Genomic DNA, 21,159 nt, shown 5'->3' on the forward strand with positions numbered 1-21,159 from the left:
GACTCTCAACCAAATTCCGGTACAGGTGATGGACAAGACGATCAAACCATGGTCAGTATTCGTACAGTTGACCAGAGTGATAGCATCTATAGTTCGCCCAATCCCGATCAGGTTCCATTGCCGCCCGTTGCCTCCAGCCAACCTGCGCCCGATCCTGACAAAGCGGATCTTTCTTTATCCATAGCTGGCAGCAATCTCGTATCGAAACCGGGGATACCAGTAAGCTTTACCATCTGTGTTGGCAATGCGGGTGGATTAGCGGCATCGAATGTTGTTGTTCGTGATACGTTGCGCGGTATGACGTTCAATGCGTCACCTACCGGAATGAGCGTAGTAAGCAGTGGGAGCGGTTATTCAATTATTGAAGGAACAATTGCCTCACTGGCTAGCAACAACGTAGCACGGCTAATTTTTACGGCTACGGCCACCGCACCAGGCTATATTAGTAACGCTGTACAACTATGGGCGACAGATACGCCTGATCCTGATTCAAAGCCGGGTAACGTAACGCCGACTGCTAATAATCTGAATGGCGAAGACGATGTTGCCTGGATTGGCATTCGGGTAATACCATAAAACAGGCGAATCTAAACGTGCTTTATAGATTCAAATGGCCATTGTTTTCTAATCGCTGCCGACGCTACAAACGCGCCAATACCGAGGCCAATCACAACAAGGCCAGACAGCATAAAGGGTGTACCTGTTGAAAAGAAGACGAACAACCAAACGCTGATTGCCAACAGCACAGGCAATGGGTACAAAGGCATTTGGAACGGAAAGGCGTCAGCCGACCGCCGGCGATGAAGCAATAGCAAGCCAATTGCCTGTCCTACAAACTGCACAACAATTCGCATGGCCAAAATCGCCGTAATTACGTCGCCCAGTCGGAATAATAAACTGAATACAAATCCCAGGCCGCCCAGGAACAGGAGTGATACGTAGGGGAATTGCCGGGTCGGGTGCAACCGGGCGAAGATTCGAAAGAATTGTCCATCTACAGCTGCTGCGTAAGGTACGCGCGAATAGCCTAACAGGACGGCAAATAGCGAGGAGAACGCCACCAGTAAAATTAGAATGGTAGCCAGCTTTGCCGCCTGCGGACCGTAAAGCGTTTCAACGAATGTGCTGACAATGAACTCGCTGTTTTGAGCGATCTGCCAGGGGACTACGCTCACTACGCTGATATTCATCAACAGGTACAGCCCGGCAATGCCTACGATGGAAATAAACATGCTGGCGGGAATGTTACGTGTCGGTTGTTTTATTTCACCGCCCAAGTGACAGACATTATAATAGCCCAGATAGCAATAAATCGTTTTAACCGATGCCTGCCCTAAACTGGCCGCTACGAGTCCACTACCCGCCGAGTTGACTGACTGAATTGTTTCTGTTATTGGAATCCGGGCATTGCTTAATCCGCCGATAATAATCCAGCCTAAGGTTAGTAGTACGGCTCCCCACATTAGCAGGCCAATCTTCCCTATAGAATCAATTTTTCTATACAGTAACGCAATGATTATCAGAACCACTCCTCCCGATATGGCTTTCCGTTGCCATTCTTCCAAAGGCATTAGGTACGAAGCGTACTGGGCAAACCCAATAGCACCGGAGGCCATCACTAAAGGTGCCTGAATAAGCGTTTGCCAAACATACAGGAAGGATAATAATCTACCCCAGCGTTGTTCGCCGTACGAGATTTTCAGAAAGTTATAGCTACCTCCTGCCTGCGGGAAAGCGGCTCCCAGCTCTGCCCATATGAATGCATCAATCAGTGATACGACGGCACCAAGTATCCAGGCCCACAGAAATTGCCCTCCGCCCAAGGTTTTGATGACCAACGGTAGCACAACAAACGGCCCAATACCGACCATATCGATCATGTTCAGCGCAGTACCTTGCAAAAGCGTCAGTTGCCGGGGAAGAGCAGTTGACGACGTATCGGTAAGGTGATCAGAAGAGGGCTTGGTGCTCAATGGCGTACGGGAAAGGCGCGCAAGGCGTAAACTAATTATTTCTCAAAGGTTAGAAATAGTTTAAAAGTTCGGTTTCAAATGCGTATTAGACAATAAAACCCCAGCTTTTACAGAGAAAGCTGGGGTTTTACGCGCATTCGATACGTAGTGATTAGTTCATTAACTGATCGAATGTCAGGCTAACGTAATACATGGAGCCAACACTCGGATTACCCCACGACTGCGTATAAAGTTTACCGAGCAGGTTTGTCCCACCAATTTTAAGAATAGACTTTATCCCTGAAAGTTTTTTACTGACTTGTGCGTCGAGCGTACTATAGGCTGGAATAATGGTCTGCTGCCGCGCTGTAGCTTCCGTATTGGCAAAACTGGCTTCCCACAAGAAGGAATCCTGAGCGCGATAAACGACGTTGAACCCAAAACCTGACCGTGCTACGTTGCGGCTTCCAAACGTAATATTGTACCGATATTTGGGTGTGTTGAAGAACGTAACAAAACCCGCTGGAAGCTGATCCCGGTCGATCAGGTAATTCGATGATACGTTAGCGCCGACGGAAAAATTACCAGGAAGCAAATAATCAAGCCCAACTGCCCAACCTGCGTTTTTTACCTGTGCCGTAGAATTGACCGGGTAAGAAAAGACAGTACGTGTTGAACCGCTCACCAACTGAAGTGCCGATACAGGGTTACTGAGCGACACCGGCGAAGCTCCCTGAACCACAACCTGGCTACCCAGAAAATTCAGGAATCGGTTATAGTAGTAATAGGCGTCGATAAATAACTTATTGCCCAACAAGCCTTTATAGCCTACTTCATAGGTCTCGACACGCTCAGGATCGTAGCCCGGATCGACGGTTGGTTTCAGGAGCGCAATTGCCTGTGGCAGAGCTGCCTGCCCGCCCTGTTGTAAAGCCGCGCCAAATGCCTGTACAGATTGCAATGTATAGGTTGGATTGGTGCTGAAATTATACCGTTGCTTGAATAAAGGCAGTCCACCAATTAAACGGGCGGTTGGCGTGTTCAGGTCAATGTACTGATCCTGCGTTGTTGGAATACGGAAACCGCGCTGAAACGAAGCCCTGAAATTATGCACTTTAGCCAGCGTTAGTACCGCCGATAAGCGTGGACTTATCTGTGCCTTGAAGTTCTGGTTCTTGTCATAACGTAACGACCCCGTCAGCTTCAATATGTCAGCAATTGTTTTCGATGCCTGGGCATACGCACCATATTCATCAACATTGAATTCTTTTCCGTTTTCATCGCGAGCAAAGAGCGTGCCTTCTGAATTCAACGCATATCGCCGGACGTTACCGCCAACGAGTAGCTCCACAATTTTGGGGTCGATCACCTTACTGAAATTATACATAGCTTCAGCATGGTAGAGATTGGTCTTATCTAAGAAACGAGCTCCAACCCCGTTCGCATTTCCCGGAATAGGGCGCCCTGCTACGTCGTTCAGTGCATTCTGAAATTCAGCTGATCCCGGCAAAAATCGCCCCTGATCAGCAACTGTGCGTGCTGCATTCAATAAATTGCTTTGCTGGCTGGTGACGAAAGCCTGAGCGGCTGCCAGCGCTGCAGCTGGTGCTTGACCAGTGCCAAGAGCCTGTAAGTAAGCACCTGCGTATCCCTGGAATGCGTTCAAACCATAATTCCCGAAAAAGGCTGGAAACCATTTGGCTGCACTACCGCTCCAGGCTTCATTGATTCCCTGTCCGAGTATGGCCGTAGCGTACGCATCGCCCGAACGTTCCTGCGTAGTGTACGCCCGCACGAAAAAGTTAGAACCACGTAGCTCAAGTTTATACTGACCTAGTTTGAACCCTTTAATGTAATAGCGGTCAGCGCCAGTATAAACGGTCGTTCCGGTTCCCCAGTTTGCCTGTAAAATAGCCTCTACGTTATCGTTTATCCGATAATGCAGTGCACCGTTCAGTTTCAGGTTTGTCGCGTCGTAGTTTACCAGATCACTCTCCTGATAACCGGTTCGGGAGATATTCAGATTGGGGATGATGTTATTGAAAATTTGCTGTGGAGTCAGCCCGGTGAGTTGGGGTAGGGTTCTGTTGCCGGCCTGTGGAATTTGCGTAGTGGCAATAGCGCCTAATAAAGCCGACGTACCGTTTGCACCAGTTCCGGGCTGCCCATTTCCGAAAAGGTTAGAATACAGATTTGCACTGGCATCGCCGTAAATATTGATACCATCGTAGCCCGGATTATTGGACCGATTGCCAGATTCAAGATTGAATCCATTCGAAAAACTCTGGTCGCGGTAATCGGTTGCCTGCCAGTCTTTAGCTGTCAGGTAAGAAACGCCAACCTTAAATGCAAAACGGTTATTAAAGGCCTTTGCATAGCGGAAAGCCGCATCGTAAAAAGGCGTAGTAGCTGTCGACCGATTACTGGCGTTCATTACTCCGGCTTTCGCATAGGCGCTCAAACCCTGGTACTGGAACGGGCTTTTCGAGGTCATAAGTAACAAGCCATTAATTGCATTAGGGCCGTACAGAGCCGATGCCGCACCCGGCAATAGTTCAACACTTTCCAGGTCCAGTTCCGAAACGCCGGCAATATTTCCTACCGAGAAATTCAGTCCCGGAGCCTGGTTGTCCATGCCATCCAGCATCTGCACGACCCGCGTATTACCATTAGATCCGAAGCCTCGAACGTTAACCGATTTGAAAGTAAGGCTCTGCGTACTTAAATCAACACCTTTGATGTTCTGCAAAGCATCGTAAAAGCTGGCGGATGGGGTTGCCTGGAAAGAGCGAATGTCCAGACGTTCAACCGATACGGGTGACTTCAGGACACTTTCTTCAACGCGCGATGCGGCCACGACAATTTCCTGACCAAGAATAGCCTGTTCTTTCAGACTTACGTTTAGATCGGTACGGTCAGCGTTGATGACAAATTCCTGCGATTGGTAACCCACCGCTGATACAGCAACCGTAAAAGGCGTTGGCGTACTGGTTGTGAACGAAAAATTACCCTGCTGATTAGTGATTGTTCCAACAACCTTGCCTTTGACGGCTATACTAATACCAGCCAGTGGTTCTTTGTTAGCTTCGTCTGTCACTTTACCAGCAATACGCGTCTGAGCTATGGCTGCTACGCTTAGCAGACAAACCAAAAGCATCGAAAACGTTAAATAGGTAGTCAGTTTGTTCATAAAGAATAAGAAAAAGTGAATAGGTTAACCTTAAACTGCTTTGACGTTAAACATACGTAGAAGTACTCTTTTTGTACAAATTTTTCTTGACATTGATAAAAATTAATTTTTGGTCTACATACATAATTTATAATTACTTGGCATAAATAGTATAATATTAGTCGTACTGACTTCTGTATCAGACAACTTTCTCCATCGATTTCTTATACATATATGACAAACGAATCAAATCAGGATCGCCGGAATTTCCTGAAAACTTCTGGCTTACTCACTGGTGGAGCTATCTTAGGTAGTCTGCCGTTTGCTTCGCAAGCTTCTAATCAACCTAGTTATGGTTACCATTTTTCGGCAAACGATACAATTAAAGTGGCACTTATCGGATGCGGTGGACGCGGTAAGGGCGCAGCTCAACAGGCGCTTAGTACGAAGCAAAATATTAAAATCGTCGCGCTGGCGGATGCTTACCGTGATCGCTTAGACGATGCCTACAAAGTCTTAACGGAGCGGGGGTTGAAAGCGGCTGATGGATCGCCAAAAGTAGATATTCCAGAAGATCACAAATTCGTTGGTTTCGATGCGTACAAACAGGCTATTGCACTGGCCGACGTAGTGATTCTAGCGTCTCCGCCGGGATTCCGCCCCAGCCATTTCGAAGAGGCCGTTCGGCAAAACAAACATGTTTTCATGGAAAAACCCGTTGCTACGGATGCCCCCGGAATTCGGCGCGTATTAGCGGCTGCGGAGGAAGCCAAAAAGAAGAAATTGAACGTAGTGGCCGGTTTACAAAGGCGTTACCAGCCTAGTTACCGCGAGATGGTCAAGCGTATTCAGGACGGCGCGCTGGGCGATATTGTTGGCGGACAGGTTTACTGGGTAAGTGGAGGAGTCTGGCATAAGCCTCGTCAGGCGAATCAGACTGAAATGGACTACCAGATGCGGAACTGGTACTATTTCAACTGGCTTTGTGGCGATCATATTACCGAGCAGCATGTACACAATATCGACGTAGCAAACTGGGTGAAAAATAGTTATCCGGTCTCCTGTCAGGGAACCGGCGGGCGTCAGGTACGTAACGGAAAAGATGATGGCGAGATTTTCGACCACCACATTGTTGATTTTGTGTATGCCGATGGTACGACCATTAACAGCCAGTGCCGCCATTACGAAGGAACGTATAGCCGCGTAGACGAGATGTTCCTGGGTACCAAAGGTAAAGTGGAAGGTATGGAGAAGAAGAGTAGTGCCTTGATGGGTTATAATGGTCAGCCTATTTTTTCCTACACAGCTAAGCCCACTGATAATCCGTATCAGATTGAACATGACGAATTATTTGCTGCGATTGCGAAAGGAGAATACAAGTTTGCCGACGCCGAGCGAACGGCGAAGAGTACTATGACATCCATAATGGGCCGTATGGCTACGTATTCTGGAAAAATGGTGAAATGGGACGAAGCATTGAATTCGCAAATCGATCTCTTCCCCGATAAACTAGCCTGGGATGCTATGCCTAAAAGTTTGCCTGATAAAGATGGCTTCTATCCAATTGCGATTCCGGGCAAGACAATAACTGTGTAAATTTCAGCCAGCTGATTTGTACTAGTAAAACGGGGCCGATTGCCATTTGTGTAATCGGCCCCGTTTGTTTTCTAAAATGAGCAATTTGTTACCCGGAAAACGATGGACCAGATGTCGGCTTTTGACCATACCGGCTATGCTGAAAACTTTCGTGAGCGCATCTGCATGGTATCCGTCCAATGCCAGTACAGTTGCCCGAACAAAGTGGCGCATACCCAAACCTGAACGTGGGTTCATAATGTGTGAGTAGCGACGGCCTTTGTATTCGAGAAAACGATACGTATCGCCCGAGGTAGTTATGGCTGCGTTCTTGAGCAGAACGGTTGTTGTATCAGCGTCGCCTGGCTGACCTGAACCAATCGCTACCCGCCAGCCAGGAGCGTTCGGAGGAGCATCTCCGGCCAGAATATCACCGCCAATATCGATAAGAGCAGAGTGGATTCCACAACGCTTTAACACACGTAATGCTTCGTCGATAGCATACCCCTGACCAATACCGCCAACATCCAGCCGCGTTCCGGACTTAAGCAAACGTACCGAATACGTTGCGCTGTCCAGTTCCATGTGTCGGTAGCCTACTGTACGTCTGGCGCTGCTACGTTCCTTGCTGGTTGGAAATTCCTTACGTCTGACAGCTCGACGCCATAATAACGACAACTGACCAATTGTTGGATCAAAGCGTCCGTTTGATAAACGGGCAATCGTTTTCGCTTTTTGTAGAACATCAAATAATTCGGGCGTAACCAGTACCCATTTCCCTGAGCCCGCTGTTGCTGATAACCGGTTTATTTCAGAGCCGTCCAGATAATCACTCATAATCTGGTTCAGGTAGTCCATCCGGGCAGAAACGGCTGCGTTGGCGCGTTGGGCAACAAGGCTATCGGGGGCGTAAAATATTACGTTAAATTGTGTACCCATCAGTCCCCGGTGGAACGAAAAACGCGACAAATTGGGTTGCGCAGGAACTGCGGTTCCTACCACAACCAGACTAAACAGAAAGCAAAAAGTCAGACGGACATTCAAGACATACGAATGGTTACTATCAAGAACAAATATATACTGCTGGCAGCCGGTTTCTGGCTATCGGGCATCGCCTTAATGGGGCTGGGTGCTTACGGAAAAAGTCATCAATGGGAAACAACGGGTACGCTGCTGTCAGTTGGCATTGCAGCCCAGGCCATTGGCTTTGGTTTTCTGGGATTTGCCATCATGCAGGCCGTTTTTAAAAAAATAAAACAAAATAGTTCGCTACGTTATCCCATTGGCAACGTAGTAGATTTGACACAGTAGCACAAGTGCGGATCGCGCAGATCAAATCCCCGAGAATTCTGCTTTTGTTTTTTCAATCTGCGATACTTTATTCCGCAAAGACATATCGGCCAGCACCAGCGCGGCCATTGCTTCAACAATCGGGACCGCGCGCGGTACTACGCAGGGATCGTGCCGACCTTTGCCCGACACGATTACAGGCTGGCCGTGAATATCGACACTATCCTGATCCTGCATAATAGTAGCGACTGGTTTGAAGGCGGTACGAAAATAAATATCTTCGCCATTGCTGATGCCGCCCTGGATACCACCCGATTGATTCGTTTTTGTACGGACACGCCCCTCTGCATCTGTATAAAATTCGTCGTTGTGCTGAGAACCGTAAAGTTCAGCCCCCGCAAAACCGCTACCGTATTCAAACCCCTTCACTGCATTGATACTTAGCATAGCTTTGCCCAGTTCAGCGTGGAGCTTATCAAATACCGGTTCGCCCCAGCCGGCAGGTACGCCCGTAATGACGCAATCAACGACACCTCCAATAGAATCACCCTGTTTACGCGTCTCGTCGATATACTGAAACATCTTTTCGGCCGTTTCCGGATCAGGGCAACGTACCGGGTTTTGTTCAGAAAGCGCCAGATTTAGTTGCTGATACGTTTTGTCAAGTTTAAGCTTTCCAACCTGCGATACATACGCCTGAATCTGAACGCCTTGTTGAGCCAGTAAAAGTTTTGCAATAGCTCCGGCAGCAACCCGGGCGGCTGTTTCACGAGCCGATGATCGCCCACCCCCCCGATAATCACGAGAACCGTATTTGCTATGATACGTGTAATCAGCGTGCGACGGCCGGAACTGCTCGGCTATATGACCGTAATCTTTGCTACGTTGGTCAGTGTTACGAATAAGCAGGGCAATGGGCGTTCCTTGTGTTTGGCCTTCAAACACCCCTGACAAAATTTCAAACTCATCTGCTTCGCGTCGCTGCGTTGTAATCCGCGACTGGCCAGGTTTACGCCGATCTAATTCGTGCTGAATAAAATCGGTATCGAACGAAAGTCCGGCTGGGCATCCGTCGATAACCACACCAATGGCCGGACCATGCGATTCGCCAAAAGTAGAAATCTTAAATAAGGTTCCGTATGTACTGCTCATGGCGCAAATTTCGCGTTTTATCCGTTATGTTCTGCGGGGATATGCGCTGATCTATTTTTTAATAAAAACAAAGATCATTCCTAATAGCATAACTACGATTAAAACGTTAGCTATGGATCGAATTAGCGTAGAAACGTTGATTGGTTGCTGGGTACTGTCAGTCGATTCAAGTCCTGCATAAAGTGAGCGACCGACCGGAGATGCGAATGAGCTTTCTTTATTAATGTCAGCTGCTTCTGTCGGTGAGAGTGCTTTATCGGTTTTGGGCTCATGTTTGCCTCCTACCTGCAATTGTAGACGTGGTCGAATCGTGTCATAACGCGCTTGATGTGGATCAAAATAGATCCATTGAAAACGGTCTGCTAACGAAATTCGTCCATTCTGTTGTGGAACGACAAAGTAGGTAAAGGACTTACGTCCAACTACCTGATTTCCAATATGGCTTAGAATATGACGCTCCTCGGGAGGAAATATATTCATTGTCGTTTCCTCATTTGTAATAGACGGAGCTGGAAGCGCAGCAATATTGCCTTCGCCCGCTATCGTAAATGTGTATCGAACACTTTGCCCTGCGCCAACACGTGACCGCTCCAGTCGCTCTTCCAGGCGGAATGAGCCGACGGGTATGCGTCCACGCAAGGCATGTGCTGGTAATGGTTTGACTGTAACTGTAAGAGGCTTACTGGTAAATACAATTTTTTCGGGTTGAGCGGACGGTGGGCCAATGATCGGACGGGATCGGTTCAGTTGTAGCGAAACCGCCGGTAAACGTAATGGCTGGTTTGCCAGTGGAAAAAAAACAGACTGGTAGATGCGGTACTCTCTAAACTTCTTACCGCTGATTACAACCGGTGTCGGCTTCAATTCGTTGATATTCAAGCTTTCTTCCCAAGCATTAGTTGGGCGGATTTTTTTTACAATCCCCTGCAGCTGCTTGTCAAGTGCTGTAAAATTGAGGACATACGGATAGTTGTCGGCGATAAAGAACGATAGCGTAATAGCTACACTTTCGCCTGTATAAATGATCGCCTTTGAGGCTTGGAGCGATAGAAAAGCGGCTCCCCCCAGTGGAACATCTGTTCTGTTTTGTACTATAGCGCCTGAGGCCGATCCTGACGGCGATGATCGAACAACGAGTGTAGTTCCTTCCGAATAAACAACTTCACCGTCAACAGTTATACTAAAAGGTGACAACCGAAAACTGCCCGGTGCCTGTGCCTGATAACTTTGCGTAATTACTTGACTGATAATCGTTTTTTCATTTACTTCGGTCTGGGTTGCACTGGTAACAATACCTTTTTTGGTGAATCCCGGAATGTCCGGAAAAGTAATAGTAGGGCGAGTTTCGCTGTTAGGAATGATTATAGAAATAGTAAAGGGCCGTTCAATCAAAAAATCACTTTGACCCAACTCGATAACTGGTGAATTATCAGGCGCTTGGGCAAACGAGGCAATTATCGCGTAAAAATATAGTACAAGAAATTTACGGAATATTTCAAGGAACATTGCTAATTTTGAGCAACAAATTTTTGAATAAGTCGTTACGGGTATAGAACGAACCAGTCAACCTCTTTCGGTATCCATATGCTTCTTTAACCCAAAATTAATTGCTATGCTCTCAATGCTCGAGTATATTAAGACCATACTTCAGAAGGTGAGTTTTGACAAAGGTTTATTCGAAAAAGAACTAACCAAAGCTATCAAATTACTCATCCCTAAAGAAATTAAACAGCTTAAACGCTGGTGTTACGCTCAATTCGGTAAAATATACCGGGTTGTCTTGAACCGCTGTTTTACACGGGTGCCTCGTTTGCGCTTTACATGACGCCATATTTTTCTTGTTTTATCAGCAGCCCCGGCCAAAAGCCGGGGTTTTGTTATCACAAGCTAAGGCTTGTCAATTGGGTACCCTAATGTATCACAAGGTTACTTTCTGCTTCATCTCCGGAATTTCGACGTGCTGAAAACCAGCCTCCTGTAAGTGGTGTCGCCAAATCACCTGTTTGTCGTATTCGCCATGAACCAGAAACACTGTTTTAACCTGCGATGGATTCTGACAGCTCAGAAAAGAAAGCATTTCGCGGTAATCGCCATGAGCGGAAAAAGAATCCATGATTTCGACCCGAGCCAGAACGGGATATCGATCCCCAAAAATTGTCACTTCCTTATCACCACGTTTTAAGGCTCCTCCCAGGCTACTGGGTGATGCGTAACCAACCAGCAAAATTGTCGTATTGGGCTTGGTAATGTTATTTTTGATATGATGTTTGATACGTCCCGCTTCGGCCATTCCCGACGGTGCAATAATGATGCAGGGCTCGTCGAGAGTATTAATGGCTTTGGAGTCGGCTACGTCCGCTACGTAGTGCAGATTCGGGAAACCAAAAGCATCGCCATCCTTTTTGATATAAGCAAGAATATCGGGGTTGAAGTCTTCCTCATGGTTGCGCATAATGGACGTCGCTTTCACCGACATAGGGCTGTCAATATAAACGGGCAACCTGGGAAGTCTGCCTTCGCTCGATAATTGATCGAGGGCGTAAATCAGCTCCTGAGTACGGTCGACGGCAAAGGCAGGTATGATAAGTTTTCCGCGGCCTTCGACACAGGTCTGCTGAACGATACGTAGCAAATGGGCTTTCATATCGGGCTCTGCTTCGTGAAGACGATCGCCATAAGTAGATTCGCAGATAATGTAATCGGCTTGTGGGAACGGATCAGGTGCACGCAAAATTTTATCATCTGGTCGCCCGATATCGCCACTAAAAAAAAGCTGTTTTTCGATTCCGTTCTCCCGGATAGTGAGACTGACGGCTGCGCTGCCAAGCAAATGGCCAGCATCGGTCAGGAGCCCGGTTACTTCGTCGGAAATAATAAACGGTTTATGATATTCAACAGGCCGCATTTGATCCAGCGCGCGTTGCACGTCAGCCTCGTCGTATAGTGTTTCGAGTTCTGGATCGCCCCGACGTTTCCGACGTTCGTTTACCCGTTCCAGATCGCGTACCTGAATCCGGGCGCTATCCATGAGCATCACTTCACATAAGTCGATGGTAGCCGATGTCGTATAGATTGGGCCTTTGAACCCTTGACGCACCAGACGGGGAAGCAGGCCTGTATGGTCGATGTGCGCATGAGAAAGTACCATGTAGTCAACCTGCGCAGGATCAAAGCCGAACTGCTGGTTTAGCTCGTCCGTGTTAATTCCCTGAAACAGACCGCAATCCAGAAGAATCTGTGTGCCGCTGGCCGTAGTGAGTAGGTGTTTGCTGCCCGTTACGGTTCGGGCCGCGCCGAAAAATTGAATCGTCATTGTTTAAATTGCACCGGCTAACCGGTAGGTTTCGTTGATTAAGGGATTTCGTTCATATACGCTTCTTTTCTGACCCTGCACTACGTCAGGAAGTCACAGAACGCATGACAATGCTTAGGCCAATATTGAGGAACGTTCATGACATCGCCAAACGGTTCTGGTCGCTACGTCTGGTGAAAACCATAGCCGTGACCTTATTGATTTTTCTAGGCCTGGATTTTTTATTTCCCTGCTCCGTAAATGTACCGTACGCCACCATAATCACAGCCCGCGATAGCTCTATTCTACACGCGTTTTTAAGCCGGGACGATAAATGGCGGATGTACGCCGAACTATCCGAAATTACGCCCACACTCCGCGAAGCCATTCTGTTTAAAGAAGATAAATATTTTCTCTATCATCCTGGGTTCAATCCGGTTGCCATGATACGTGCTGCCGCCCGCAATGTACTGACAGGCCGACGAACATCCGGCGCTTCGACCATTACGATGCAGACGGTCCGATTGCTGGAGCCACGTGAGCGGACGTATCAGAGCAAACTGATCGAACTGTTCCGGGCTATGCAACTGGAACTTCATTATTCTAAAGAAGAGATTCTGCAATTATATCTGAATCTGATTCCTTACGGTGGAAACATCGAAGGGTTGAAGTCGGCTTCACTGCTTTATTTTGGTAAACCCCCGGCGTTACTGAGTTTAGCTGAACTCACTACGTTAACAATCATTCCTAATCGTCCTTCCAGTCTGCGATTGGGTACGCAAAATACACTCGTTGTAAAGGAGCGTAATAAGTGGCTCAATCGCTTTCTAAAAAGTAAGCTGTTTGATGAGGTAGCCATTACTGATGCACTACATGAACCACTTAGAGCCTATCGGCGGGATGCGCCCCAACTGGCTCCGCATCTGTCGCGTCGGCTACGTGCCGAGATCCCAAATCAGCCCATCATTCACTCGACGCTCAATCCATCTGTACAGGCGACAGCTGAGCGTCTGGTTCAACAGTATGCTAACCGGATTCGCGCTTACAATATCCACAATGCTGCTGTGTTGATTGTGGATAACCAGTCGCACAACGTAGTGGCTTATGTTGGCTCTGCCGATTTTACCAATACATTAGACGGCGGTCAGGTCGACGGTGTCCGCGCAGTTCGGTCGCCGGGTAGTGCGCTGAAACCTCTTCTTTACGGATTGGCTTTCGATGCCGGAGTTATTACGCCCAAAACGAAGCTTAACGACGTACCAACGAACTTTAGCGGCTACGAGCCGGATAATTACGACCGAAGATTCAATGGCCCCGTTACGGCTGAATTTGCACTGGCTAACTCGCTCAATATTCCGGCGGTAGCTCTATTGAAAGAAATCAGTACCCCAACTCTTGTAGCAACACTTCGAAAGGCCGGATTTACGTCGATAAAAAAGCAGGCAAAAGAACTGGGGCTTTCTATGATTCTGGGCGGCTGTGGGGTTACGCTGGAAGAGATGACCCGGCTCTATACTAGTTTAGCCAATGCAGGACGGTTAGAGCCATTACATCTTCAAGCTATACCGGAATCTGAACGTAGCGTTGATAAAGTTAATCTTCTCTCGTCCGAAGCTACCTATCTCGTTACGCATACGCTCACACAAATTACCCGGCCTGATCTGCCTAATAATTTTGATAATAGTTATCACTTGCCACGTATCGCATGGAAAACAGGGACCTCTTATGGACGCCGTGATGCGTGGAGTATCGGGTATAATCCGCGTTATACAATTGGCGTATGGGTCGGCAACTTTTCAGGTACAGGTGCCGCCGAATTGAGCGGAGCAAACACCGCTACGCCTTTACTTTTCCAGCTGTTCAACGTACTGGATTATAATTCGTCAACGAACTGGTTTCCGAAACCCGGCTCAGACTCCAGACTTTCGATGAGGCTTATTTGCCCCGAAACAGGCGATGTTCCCGGCGAATTTTGTACGCATCCAGTGACCGATTATTGCATCATGGGCGTTTCGCGATATCATCGCTGCCAGCACCAAAAAGCCGTTTTTACGAACGTAGCAGAAACAATCTCTTACTGTGCACATTGTCGGCCAGACAGTGGAGCCGTAAGCCGGACGTATCCGAACGTAGCGCCAGAACTTATAACTTTTTATCAAAACCGTCACGTACCGTTTAAGACGGTTCCTCCTCATAATCCTGCCTGCGAACGAGTATTCGGAGGTCAGGATGCAAGCGGAACAGCTCCGCTAATAACCAGCCTGAACGACGGAAGTGAGTATTTTATCAATGCGAAACAACCTGCCGAAATGCAATTGACCTGTCAGGCAGCCAGTGACGTTCAAACAGTATTCTGGTATCTGAATGATAAACTGTATCGGCGGGCCAAAGCGAGCGACATCGTATTTTTTAAACCGAGGCCGGGCACTCTAAAAATTTCGTGTGCAGACGATAAAGGACGTAGTAAAGATATCCATCTGCTTATCAGAAATGAATAAACAGTACGCTGGTTTGCTGCAAATGACGGACCTTTGTTCGTCAAAACCATTACTTACTTCATGAAATATTTATTCACACTACTTATCGCTTTACTACTCACAACAACGGCTTTTGCTCAGCAATCAGTCGATCCTACACAGGACCCAACGGCGCTGGGCATTGCGTTTTTTAAGTCATTGCTTGATGAAGATAGTACTACGTTAGGGAAGTTGATTACCAATGATTTTAGCTTCGTTCGGGCCGATGGAGAAACGATTGACGGCGATGCACTGACGCAGGAAATGGGCGACGAATTTGTGGTCGGAACGGCCGCTGTTTCAGACATTGAAACGCGTCAGTACAATAGCGATGCTGCCGTAATGACGGGTATCTGGAAAGCGAACGGTTCCCTTCAGGGGCAGGCTTTCGACACAACAGTCGCGTTTTCGGTCGTATCGGTTAAGGTAACAGGCTCCTGGAAGATTGTTAACGTACAGTTTACTGCCGCGCAATAGTAACCGTTTAGTAAGTCGTTGGTTGAAATTCTCGCTTGCTGAGCAATTTTGAATTGATTTGTTCGTCACTCTTCGGCTTTCTCTTCCATTTCTATGCGAACCCGTGCACGTATACCTCTGGCGCTGCTTCCTTTATTTCTTGTTCAGTGTTCCCGACTGTCATTCAACGAGGTAGCGGTCGTCGGCCGCAATTTCGACGACGAGGTGCAACAAACACAAAATCTGACCTTTACGTTAAACAAGAACGTCGGACCGGCCAGTCAGCTTAACGAATGGGACTCGACGCAATACGTTCGTTTCATACCGGCGGTACGTGGAAAATTTAAGTGGACAGCCCCGAATGAATTAGTATTTTCGCCGGCACAAGCGTTTGACCCAGCCACCGACTACCGCGCCGAGCTGACAGACGATTTACTCAAGCGTTCAAATAACAAAAAGCTTAAAGTTTCGGGCGATGATATTGCTTTTCATACGCCCTATCTGCAATTAACCAGCGTTGAAGATTGGTGGACGCGCTCGCGCGAAACGGGGCAGCCCGTTGCAAAAACCCGGTTGAATTTTAACTATCCCGTTACGTCGGCCAGCGTAACAGAAAAGCTGTCCTTGTCGACAGAGGGGAAAGTCCTCACCGCGCAAACGTCGCCGAGCGAAGCCCAGAACGTTGTTACGTTAACCTTACCGAATGCGCCAGCGTTGAAGAATGAACAACCTTTGACCATAAAGATTGGAGAAGGGCTAAAAGTGCCAAACACAGCTTACATAAGTAAGGAAGCGATCGAGGAAACCAGTACGCTACCATCGCGCTATTCGATCGAAGTTACTGACGTGCAAACCAGTTTCGAAAGTAGCCGCAACGGTGGAGACGGGGCTTCCCGACCGCAGGGCGTAGTTAGGGTAGTTACTACGCAGGAGCTGCAACCCGCCGATCTGAAGACGTATTATACCATTCAGCCAGAGGTTGAAAGCACAGCTGAACTGACAGAAAATGGCTTTATCATTCGCGGGGATTTCAACGAAACGGATACGTACGTAGTGACGCTTACCGATCAAATCCGGGGCATATTGGGAACTAAGCTGCAAGAATCAGTAACGCGCGATCTGTTCTTCGGGAAAATGCCGGCGAGTATTCAGTTTGCCAGTAAAAAAGCACTTTATCTTTCCTCAAAAGGGGCGCGGAATATCGGGCTGGCTATCGTCAACGTACCAAAAGTTCAGGTTAAGATTGCGAAGGTGTACGAAAATAATATCCTGCATTACCTACGCTCGAATCGTTACGAAGAGTATAAGGAAAATGCGAATGGCGAATGGGGCCCTTCCGGTACGTTCAGCTATGGCAGCGATGAGTCGGGAGAGCTTAGCGACGTATTGGTCAACAAAACGATTGAAACGGCGGATCTGCCTAAAGTGAAAGGCGTATCGGCCTTAAATCTGGCCCTGCCGAATCAGGATAATAATTTCCGGGAGCATCCACTCCGGGGTGTCTATCTGGTCTCCGTCGATTCGAAAGACGAAGCGTATTTACAGGCTAATCAGTTAGTTTCTGTGTCGGACATTGGGTTGGTTACGCGCCAGACAAAGGACGAGGTGCTGGTTTGGGCCAATTCTATTCAGACTGCTGAGCCATTACAGGGAATTGACGTTACGTTGGTCAGCAGCAATAACCAATCGGTTTATTCGCTCAAAACAGATGGAACTGGCTTTGTGAAATTTGATAAAGTGAGAGAAAAAGCACCTGGATTCAAGATCGCTCTCGTAACAGCACGTACAGACGATGATTTTAACTTTCTTTTCCTGCCTGATACACAAGTCGAAACGTCGCGTTTTGAGGTAGAAGGTAAACGAGATAATGAATCGGGTTTTGATGCGTTTGTGTACGGCGACCGTGATATTTATCGCCCTGGTGAAACGATTCATTTTAATACCATTATCCGTTCTCAAATCGGACAGAGTGCAAGCGCATCGGCGGATCACCCGATCGAAATTCCGGTCTTGATACGTATCCTAACACCGAACGGACGCGAGTTTCGATCATTTCGCAAAACCACCAATGCGCAAGGGGCCGTAGTAACAGACGTAACACTTAATCCTGCCGCTGTAACAGGAACGTATACCATTGAAGTACTAAATGCAAATAACGTACTGCTTACGTCTCAGGCAATTAGCGTTGAGGAATTTATTCCTGATCGAATAAAAGTGGACTTATTCACGGACAAAACCAGCTACAAATCGGGCGAGACAGTTACCCTTTCGGCCACAGCTTTGAATTTATTTGGGCCGCCAGCGTCTGATCGGGCTTATGAAATGGAGCTTCAGCTAAAACGGAAAGTGTTTGCACCTAAAGGATTCAGCGATTATGATTTTTCGATTCCTTCCGGGCAAGACAAAAGTGAGCCAGGCAAACAGGGCGATGCCTTCCCGAAAGAACTCAGACAAGGACGTACTAATGCGAACGGGCAGGCAACAGAACGATTCCCGATATCGGCTCTTTACCAGGACATTGGTTTGCTGGAAGCCAAACTTTTTATAACAGTATTTGACGAAAACGGCCGTCCGGTTAATCGGCTTCGCCGGTTCGACGTACTGACGCAGAATACATTTTTCGGAATACGTTTGCCCGATCGTTACGTTGCTACAAATGCTCCTGTTGCAGTTGATTTACTAGCACTTGACCCATCAGGTACCTTACGGGCTTCCGCTTCGGCATTGGCTGAAGTTGTTCGGTATGAGTATCAAACGGTTATCGAGAAGCGCAACGATGGCGGAAATCAGCTTAAATACACGACCAGGCGACGCGAAAAACCAGTTTACAGCAATGCGTTACTCTTTAAAGATGGAAAGGCAGGTATACGCTACGTTCCAACCGTTTCGGGTGAATACGAAATTCGGGTTCGTCGGCCCAATGCAACGGGTTATTCTGCAACGGGTTTCTATGCGTATGGCTATGGGAATACGTCGGCCTCATCGTTTGAAGTGAGCCAGGAAGGACAGGTACTAATGACCCTTGATAAGCCGACGTATCAATCTGGCGACAAAGCCAAGGTACTGATTAAGGCACCCTTTGATGGCAAACTGCTCCTGACCGTCGAGCGAAACCGGGTATTGGAACATCATTGGCTCACAACAAACAATAAATCAGCGGAATGGAGTTTTTCGGTTAATGGCGAGCATTTGCCGAATGTCTACGTAACGGCGACGCTTATTCGATCTATCGACAACCGAAATGGGGAGCAAACCAACCTGCCATTAACGGTTGCGCACGGATTCGCGCCGGTACCAGTGCAGGATGCAGACACTAAACTGCCTGTTGCGATTACGGCCGTCCCGCAATCGCGTTCGAAAACGAAACAAACGATTCGGGTAAAAACAGCAGGTAACGCCCAGGTAACCATCGCGGTTGTCGATGAGGGAATTCTGCAACTTAAGAATTTTAAAACCCCTGATCCACACGGCTTTTTTTACCAAAAACGAGCCCTCGAAGTAGGAAGTCATGATTTGTATGCCCTCCTTTATCCCGAACTATCGTTAAAATCCGTCTCAAGCACTGGCGGGGACGGCTATGATCTGGAACGGCGGGTGAATCCGTTGAGCAATGGTCGGGTAAAGTTAGTGGCGCTGTGGAGTGGAATTTTGAACACAGGCTCTAATGGCGAAGCCGAATTTACGATCGATATACCGCAGTTTTCAGGTGATTTACGGATAATGGCAGTGGCTTATAAAGACAAGGCGTTTGGTTCGGCCAATAGCAATACAAAAGTGGCCGACCCGATTGTTATCAGCACTGGCGTGCCGCGTTTTCTATCACCTGGCGACCGGCTCGATCTGCCAGTTAATCTCAGCAATACAACCAGGCAGTTGGCAAACGTAACGGCTCAACTGAATCTCTCTGGCCCTTTATCGGCCGACAGTTTAACCACGCAGAAACTCACTATACAGCCTGGCCGGGAAAGTCGCGCTACGTTCCATCTGTCAGCAAAACAGGCAATTGGCGTTGGTTCTATCACCGTAACGGTCAAAGGACTAAATGAAACATTTACGGAGAAAACAGACGTAACGGTTCGTCCGGCGGCTTCGTTACAAAAAACAGTGTTGGCTGGTGCGGTGGCTGCTGGGAAAACACAAACATTACAATTGGCTGGAAACTTTCTTCCGGGTACAGCACGGGCAAGCGTTACGTTAAGTCGGTCGCCCGTGATCCAATATGGTAGGGAGTTATCCTATCTGTTAGGGTATCCACACGGATGCATAGAACAGACAATTTCGAAAGCCTTTCCGCAGATTTACTTTGCCGATTTAACGAAGCAGTTGTCGACTAATACATACTTCGTTCGCGCTGGTGAGAGTGATTTGAACCCTACTACCAACGTCCGGCAGGCGATACAGACCGTTGAAGGCTTACAGGTTCAGAACGGAGGTTTTACGATGTGGCCAGGTATGATTACAGCAGCGGCTGGCGCGAGGTCAGGCCGGTCAGATGTAGACGAATGGGCGACCGCTTATGCCGTTCATTTTTTGACGGAAGCGCAGGAAGCAGGCTATGAAGTTCGTCCGTCCGTCCTTAGTTCGGCCATTGATTTTCTGACTTCGTTTACCAATAATCCGGCTACTGAAAACGACGTTACGTTTGATGAAGCCGGTGGCCGAACGGCGCGCAAAGTAGCCAGTCGTACCAGTATTTATTCGCTTTACGTACTGTCGGTTGCTGGAAAACCGAACCGATCGGCGATGAACTATTATAAACAAAATGTCGGCTTGCTAACGCCGGATAGCCGTTATCTGCTCGCGGCAGCCTTCTTCCGAATTGGTGATACGCGCAGTTTTTCGGCTCTGCTACCAAAGCGATTTACTGACAACACAATCCAGCGCCAAACGGGAGGAAGTTATGCCTCTCCGCTACGCAATCTGGCTCTCGTGCTCGATGCTCTGGTCGATACGGATCGCGGTAACTTACAGATTCCTGCATTGGCAAGGCAGCTATCGGATGCCTTGAAACAGAATACCTATCTTAATACGCAGGAAGCCGCTTTCTCATTCCTGGCACTGGGCAAATTGGCTCGTCAAACGGCAAACAGCACTGCTACTGCTACGTTAACGGCGTCAGGTAAATCGCTGGGGAGTATGACGAACTCAATCTTAAATCTAAATCGCGTTCCGACAAATGTACCGCTTAAATTACAGGTTAATGGCACCGGTAATGTGTATTACTTTGCTCAGAGTGAGGGCGTTCCTGCAAATGGAAAAATTTCAGATGAGGATAATGGTCTACGTGTGCGACGTACCTATCTGACTCGCGATGGCCTGCCTGTAAACGGAATTAGACAGAACGATCTAGTTGTGGTGAAAATCACGGTTGCCAGCACAAACGGACTAAACGTAGAAAACGTAGTAATAACGGACCTGCTCCCGGCCGGTCTGGAAGTCGAAAATCCGCGGTTAACAGAACCACGGGATATGCCTTGGATTAAGAACCCCTCAATTCCGGAGCACTTCGATCTGCGCGACGACCGGATGAATTTTTACACGAAGGCTACAGGCACCGAACAAACCTTCTATTATCTGGCGCGAGCCGTATCCAAAGGTCGTTTTATCGTTGGTCCAGTTTCGGCCGATGCCATGTACAATGGCGAGTATCGAAGCTATAATGGGGCTGGCGCTATTACAATTCGTTAGTAAACGGTTCTACTGACCGGGTACGTGATTCTACGCTGATTGTAGAACGAAATGCCAACATTTGCTCCA

Annotated in this window: 12 protein-coding genes and 1 pseudogene; 7 read left to right on the forward strand and 6 right to left on the reverse strand. The window is 47.9% G+C overall.

All coding sequences use genetic code 11. The annotated features are described in order from the left end of the window. Nucleotides 1-576, forward strand: a pseudogene (locus ACOJS8_RS24910) (hypothetical protein); the annotation flags it as partial. Between the two features lie 11 nt (nucleotides 577-587). Here the strand turns inward: ACOJS8_RS24910 and ACOJS8_RS24915 are convergent. Together ACOJS8_RS24915 and ACOJS8_RS24920 are read right to left on the reverse strand one after the other, a co-directional pair. Beyond that, the gene (locus tag ACOJS8_RS24915) at nucleotides 588-1,901 is read right to left on the reverse strand and encodes an APC family permease (RefSeq protein ID WP_420151333.1); all 1,314 of its coding nucleotides are present in this window, start codon (nucleotides 1,899-1,901) and stop codon (nucleotides 588-590) included. A gap of 223 nt (nucleotides 1,902-2,124) precedes the next feature. After that, nucleotides 2,125-5,142: a TonB-dependent receptor gene (locus ACOJS8_RS24920; RefSeq protein WP_420151273.1), complete on the reverse strand. Its 3,018-nt coding sequence runs from the start codon at nucleotides 5,140-5,142 to the stop codon at nucleotides 2,125-2,127. Nucleotides 5,143-5,355: 213 nt separating this feature from the next. Between ACOJS8_RS24920 and ACOJS8_RS24925 the strand changes: the two genes are divergently transcribed. Continuing rightward, a complete protein-coding gene (locus tag ACOJS8_RS24925) occupies nucleotides 5,356-6,717 on the forward strand; it encodes a Gfo/Idh/MocA family protein (protein WP_420151274.1) in 1,362 nt (453 codons plus the stop codon). Nucleotides 6,718-6,738: 21 nt separating this feature from the next. Here ACOJS8_RS24925 and ACOJS8_RS24930 read toward each other — a convergent pair whose 3' ends face one another. Beyond that, nucleotides 6,739-7,740, reverse strand: a complete 1,002-nt coding sequence (locus tag ACOJS8_RS24930; protein WP_420151275.1) for an FAD:protein FMN transferase — start codon at nucleotides 7,738-7,740, stop codon at nucleotides 6,739-6,741. Between the two features lie 9 nt (nucleotides 7,741-7,749). Between ACOJS8_RS24930 and ACOJS8_RS24935 the strand changes: the two genes are divergently transcribed. Beyond that, nucleotides 7,750-8,007, forward strand: a complete 258-nt coding sequence (locus ACOJS8_RS24935) for a hypothetical protein (protein ID WP_420151276.1) — start codon at nucleotides 7,750-7,752, stop codon at nucleotides 8,005-8,007. Nucleotides 8,008-8,028: 21 nt separating this feature from the next. Here ACOJS8_RS24935 and aroC read toward each other — a convergent pair whose 3' ends face one another. Both aroC and ACOJS8_RS24945 read right to left on the reverse strand, forming a co-directional pair. After that, a complete protein-coding gene (gene aroC, locus ACOJS8_RS24940) occupies nucleotides 8,029-9,138 on the reverse strand; it encodes a chorismate synthase (protein ID WP_420151277.1) in 1,110 nt (369 codons plus the stop codon). A gap of 51 nt (nucleotides 9,139-9,189) precedes the next feature. After that, a complete protein-coding gene (locus ACOJS8_RS24945) occupies nucleotides 9,190-10,644 on the reverse strand; it encodes a BatD family protein (RefSeq protein ID WP_420151278.1) in 1,455 nt (484 codons plus the stop codon). Nucleotides 10,645-10,750: 106 nt separating this feature from the next. On the opposite strand from ACOJS8_RS24945, the gene ACOJS8_RS24950 reads away from it, so the two are divergent. Then, on the forward strand, nucleotides 10,751-10,963 hold the full coding sequence (locus ACOJS8_RS24950) for a hypothetical protein (protein ID WP_420151279.1): 213 nt from the start codon (nucleotides 10,751-10,753) through the stop codon (nucleotides 10,961-10,963). 93 nt (nucleotides 10,964-11,056) lie between these two features. On the opposite strand, the gene ACOJS8_RS24955 is transcribed toward ACOJS8_RS24950, so the two are convergent. After that, entirely contained in the window at nucleotides 11,057-12,451 is a 1,395-nt protein-coding gene (locus ACOJS8_RS24955; protein WP_420151280.1) for an MBL fold metallo-hydrolase RNA specificity domain-containing protein, read from the reverse strand. Nucleotides 12,452-12,561: 110 nt separating this feature from the next. Here ACOJS8_RS24955 and pbpC point away from each other — a divergent pair, with 110 nt between their 5' ends. From pbpC to ACOJS8_RS24970, 3 genes are all read left to right on the forward strand, one after another. Beyond that, nucleotides 12,562-14,928: a penicillin-binding protein 1C gene (gene pbpC, locus ACOJS8_RS24960; RefSeq protein WP_420151281.1), complete on the forward strand. Its 2,367-nt coding sequence runs from the start codon at nucleotides 12,562-12,564 to the stop codon at nucleotides 14,926-14,928. 60 nt (nucleotides 14,929-14,988) lie between these two features. Continuing rightward, nucleotides 14,989-15,423: a nuclear transport factor 2 family protein gene (locus ACOJS8_RS24965; protein ID WP_420151282.1), complete on the forward strand. Its 435-nt coding sequence runs from the start codon at nucleotides 14,989-14,991 to the stop codon at nucleotides 15,421-15,423. A gap of 93 nt (nucleotides 15,424-15,516) precedes the next feature. Then, nucleotides 15,517-21,090 carry an alpha-2-macroglobulin family protein gene (locus ACOJS8_RS24970; protein ID WP_420151283.1) on the forward strand — a complete coding sequence of 1,858 codons (5,574 nt, stop codon included), beginning with the start codon at nucleotides 15,517-15,519 and terminating at the stop codon, nucleotides 21,088-21,090. Nucleotides 21,091-21,159 lie beyond the last annotated feature (69 nt).

It is taken from the genome of Spirosoma sp. (assembly GCF_048594605.1).
Taxonomy (GTDB): domain Bacteria; phylum Bacteroidota; class Bacteroidia; order Cytophagales; family Spirosomataceae; genus Spirosoma.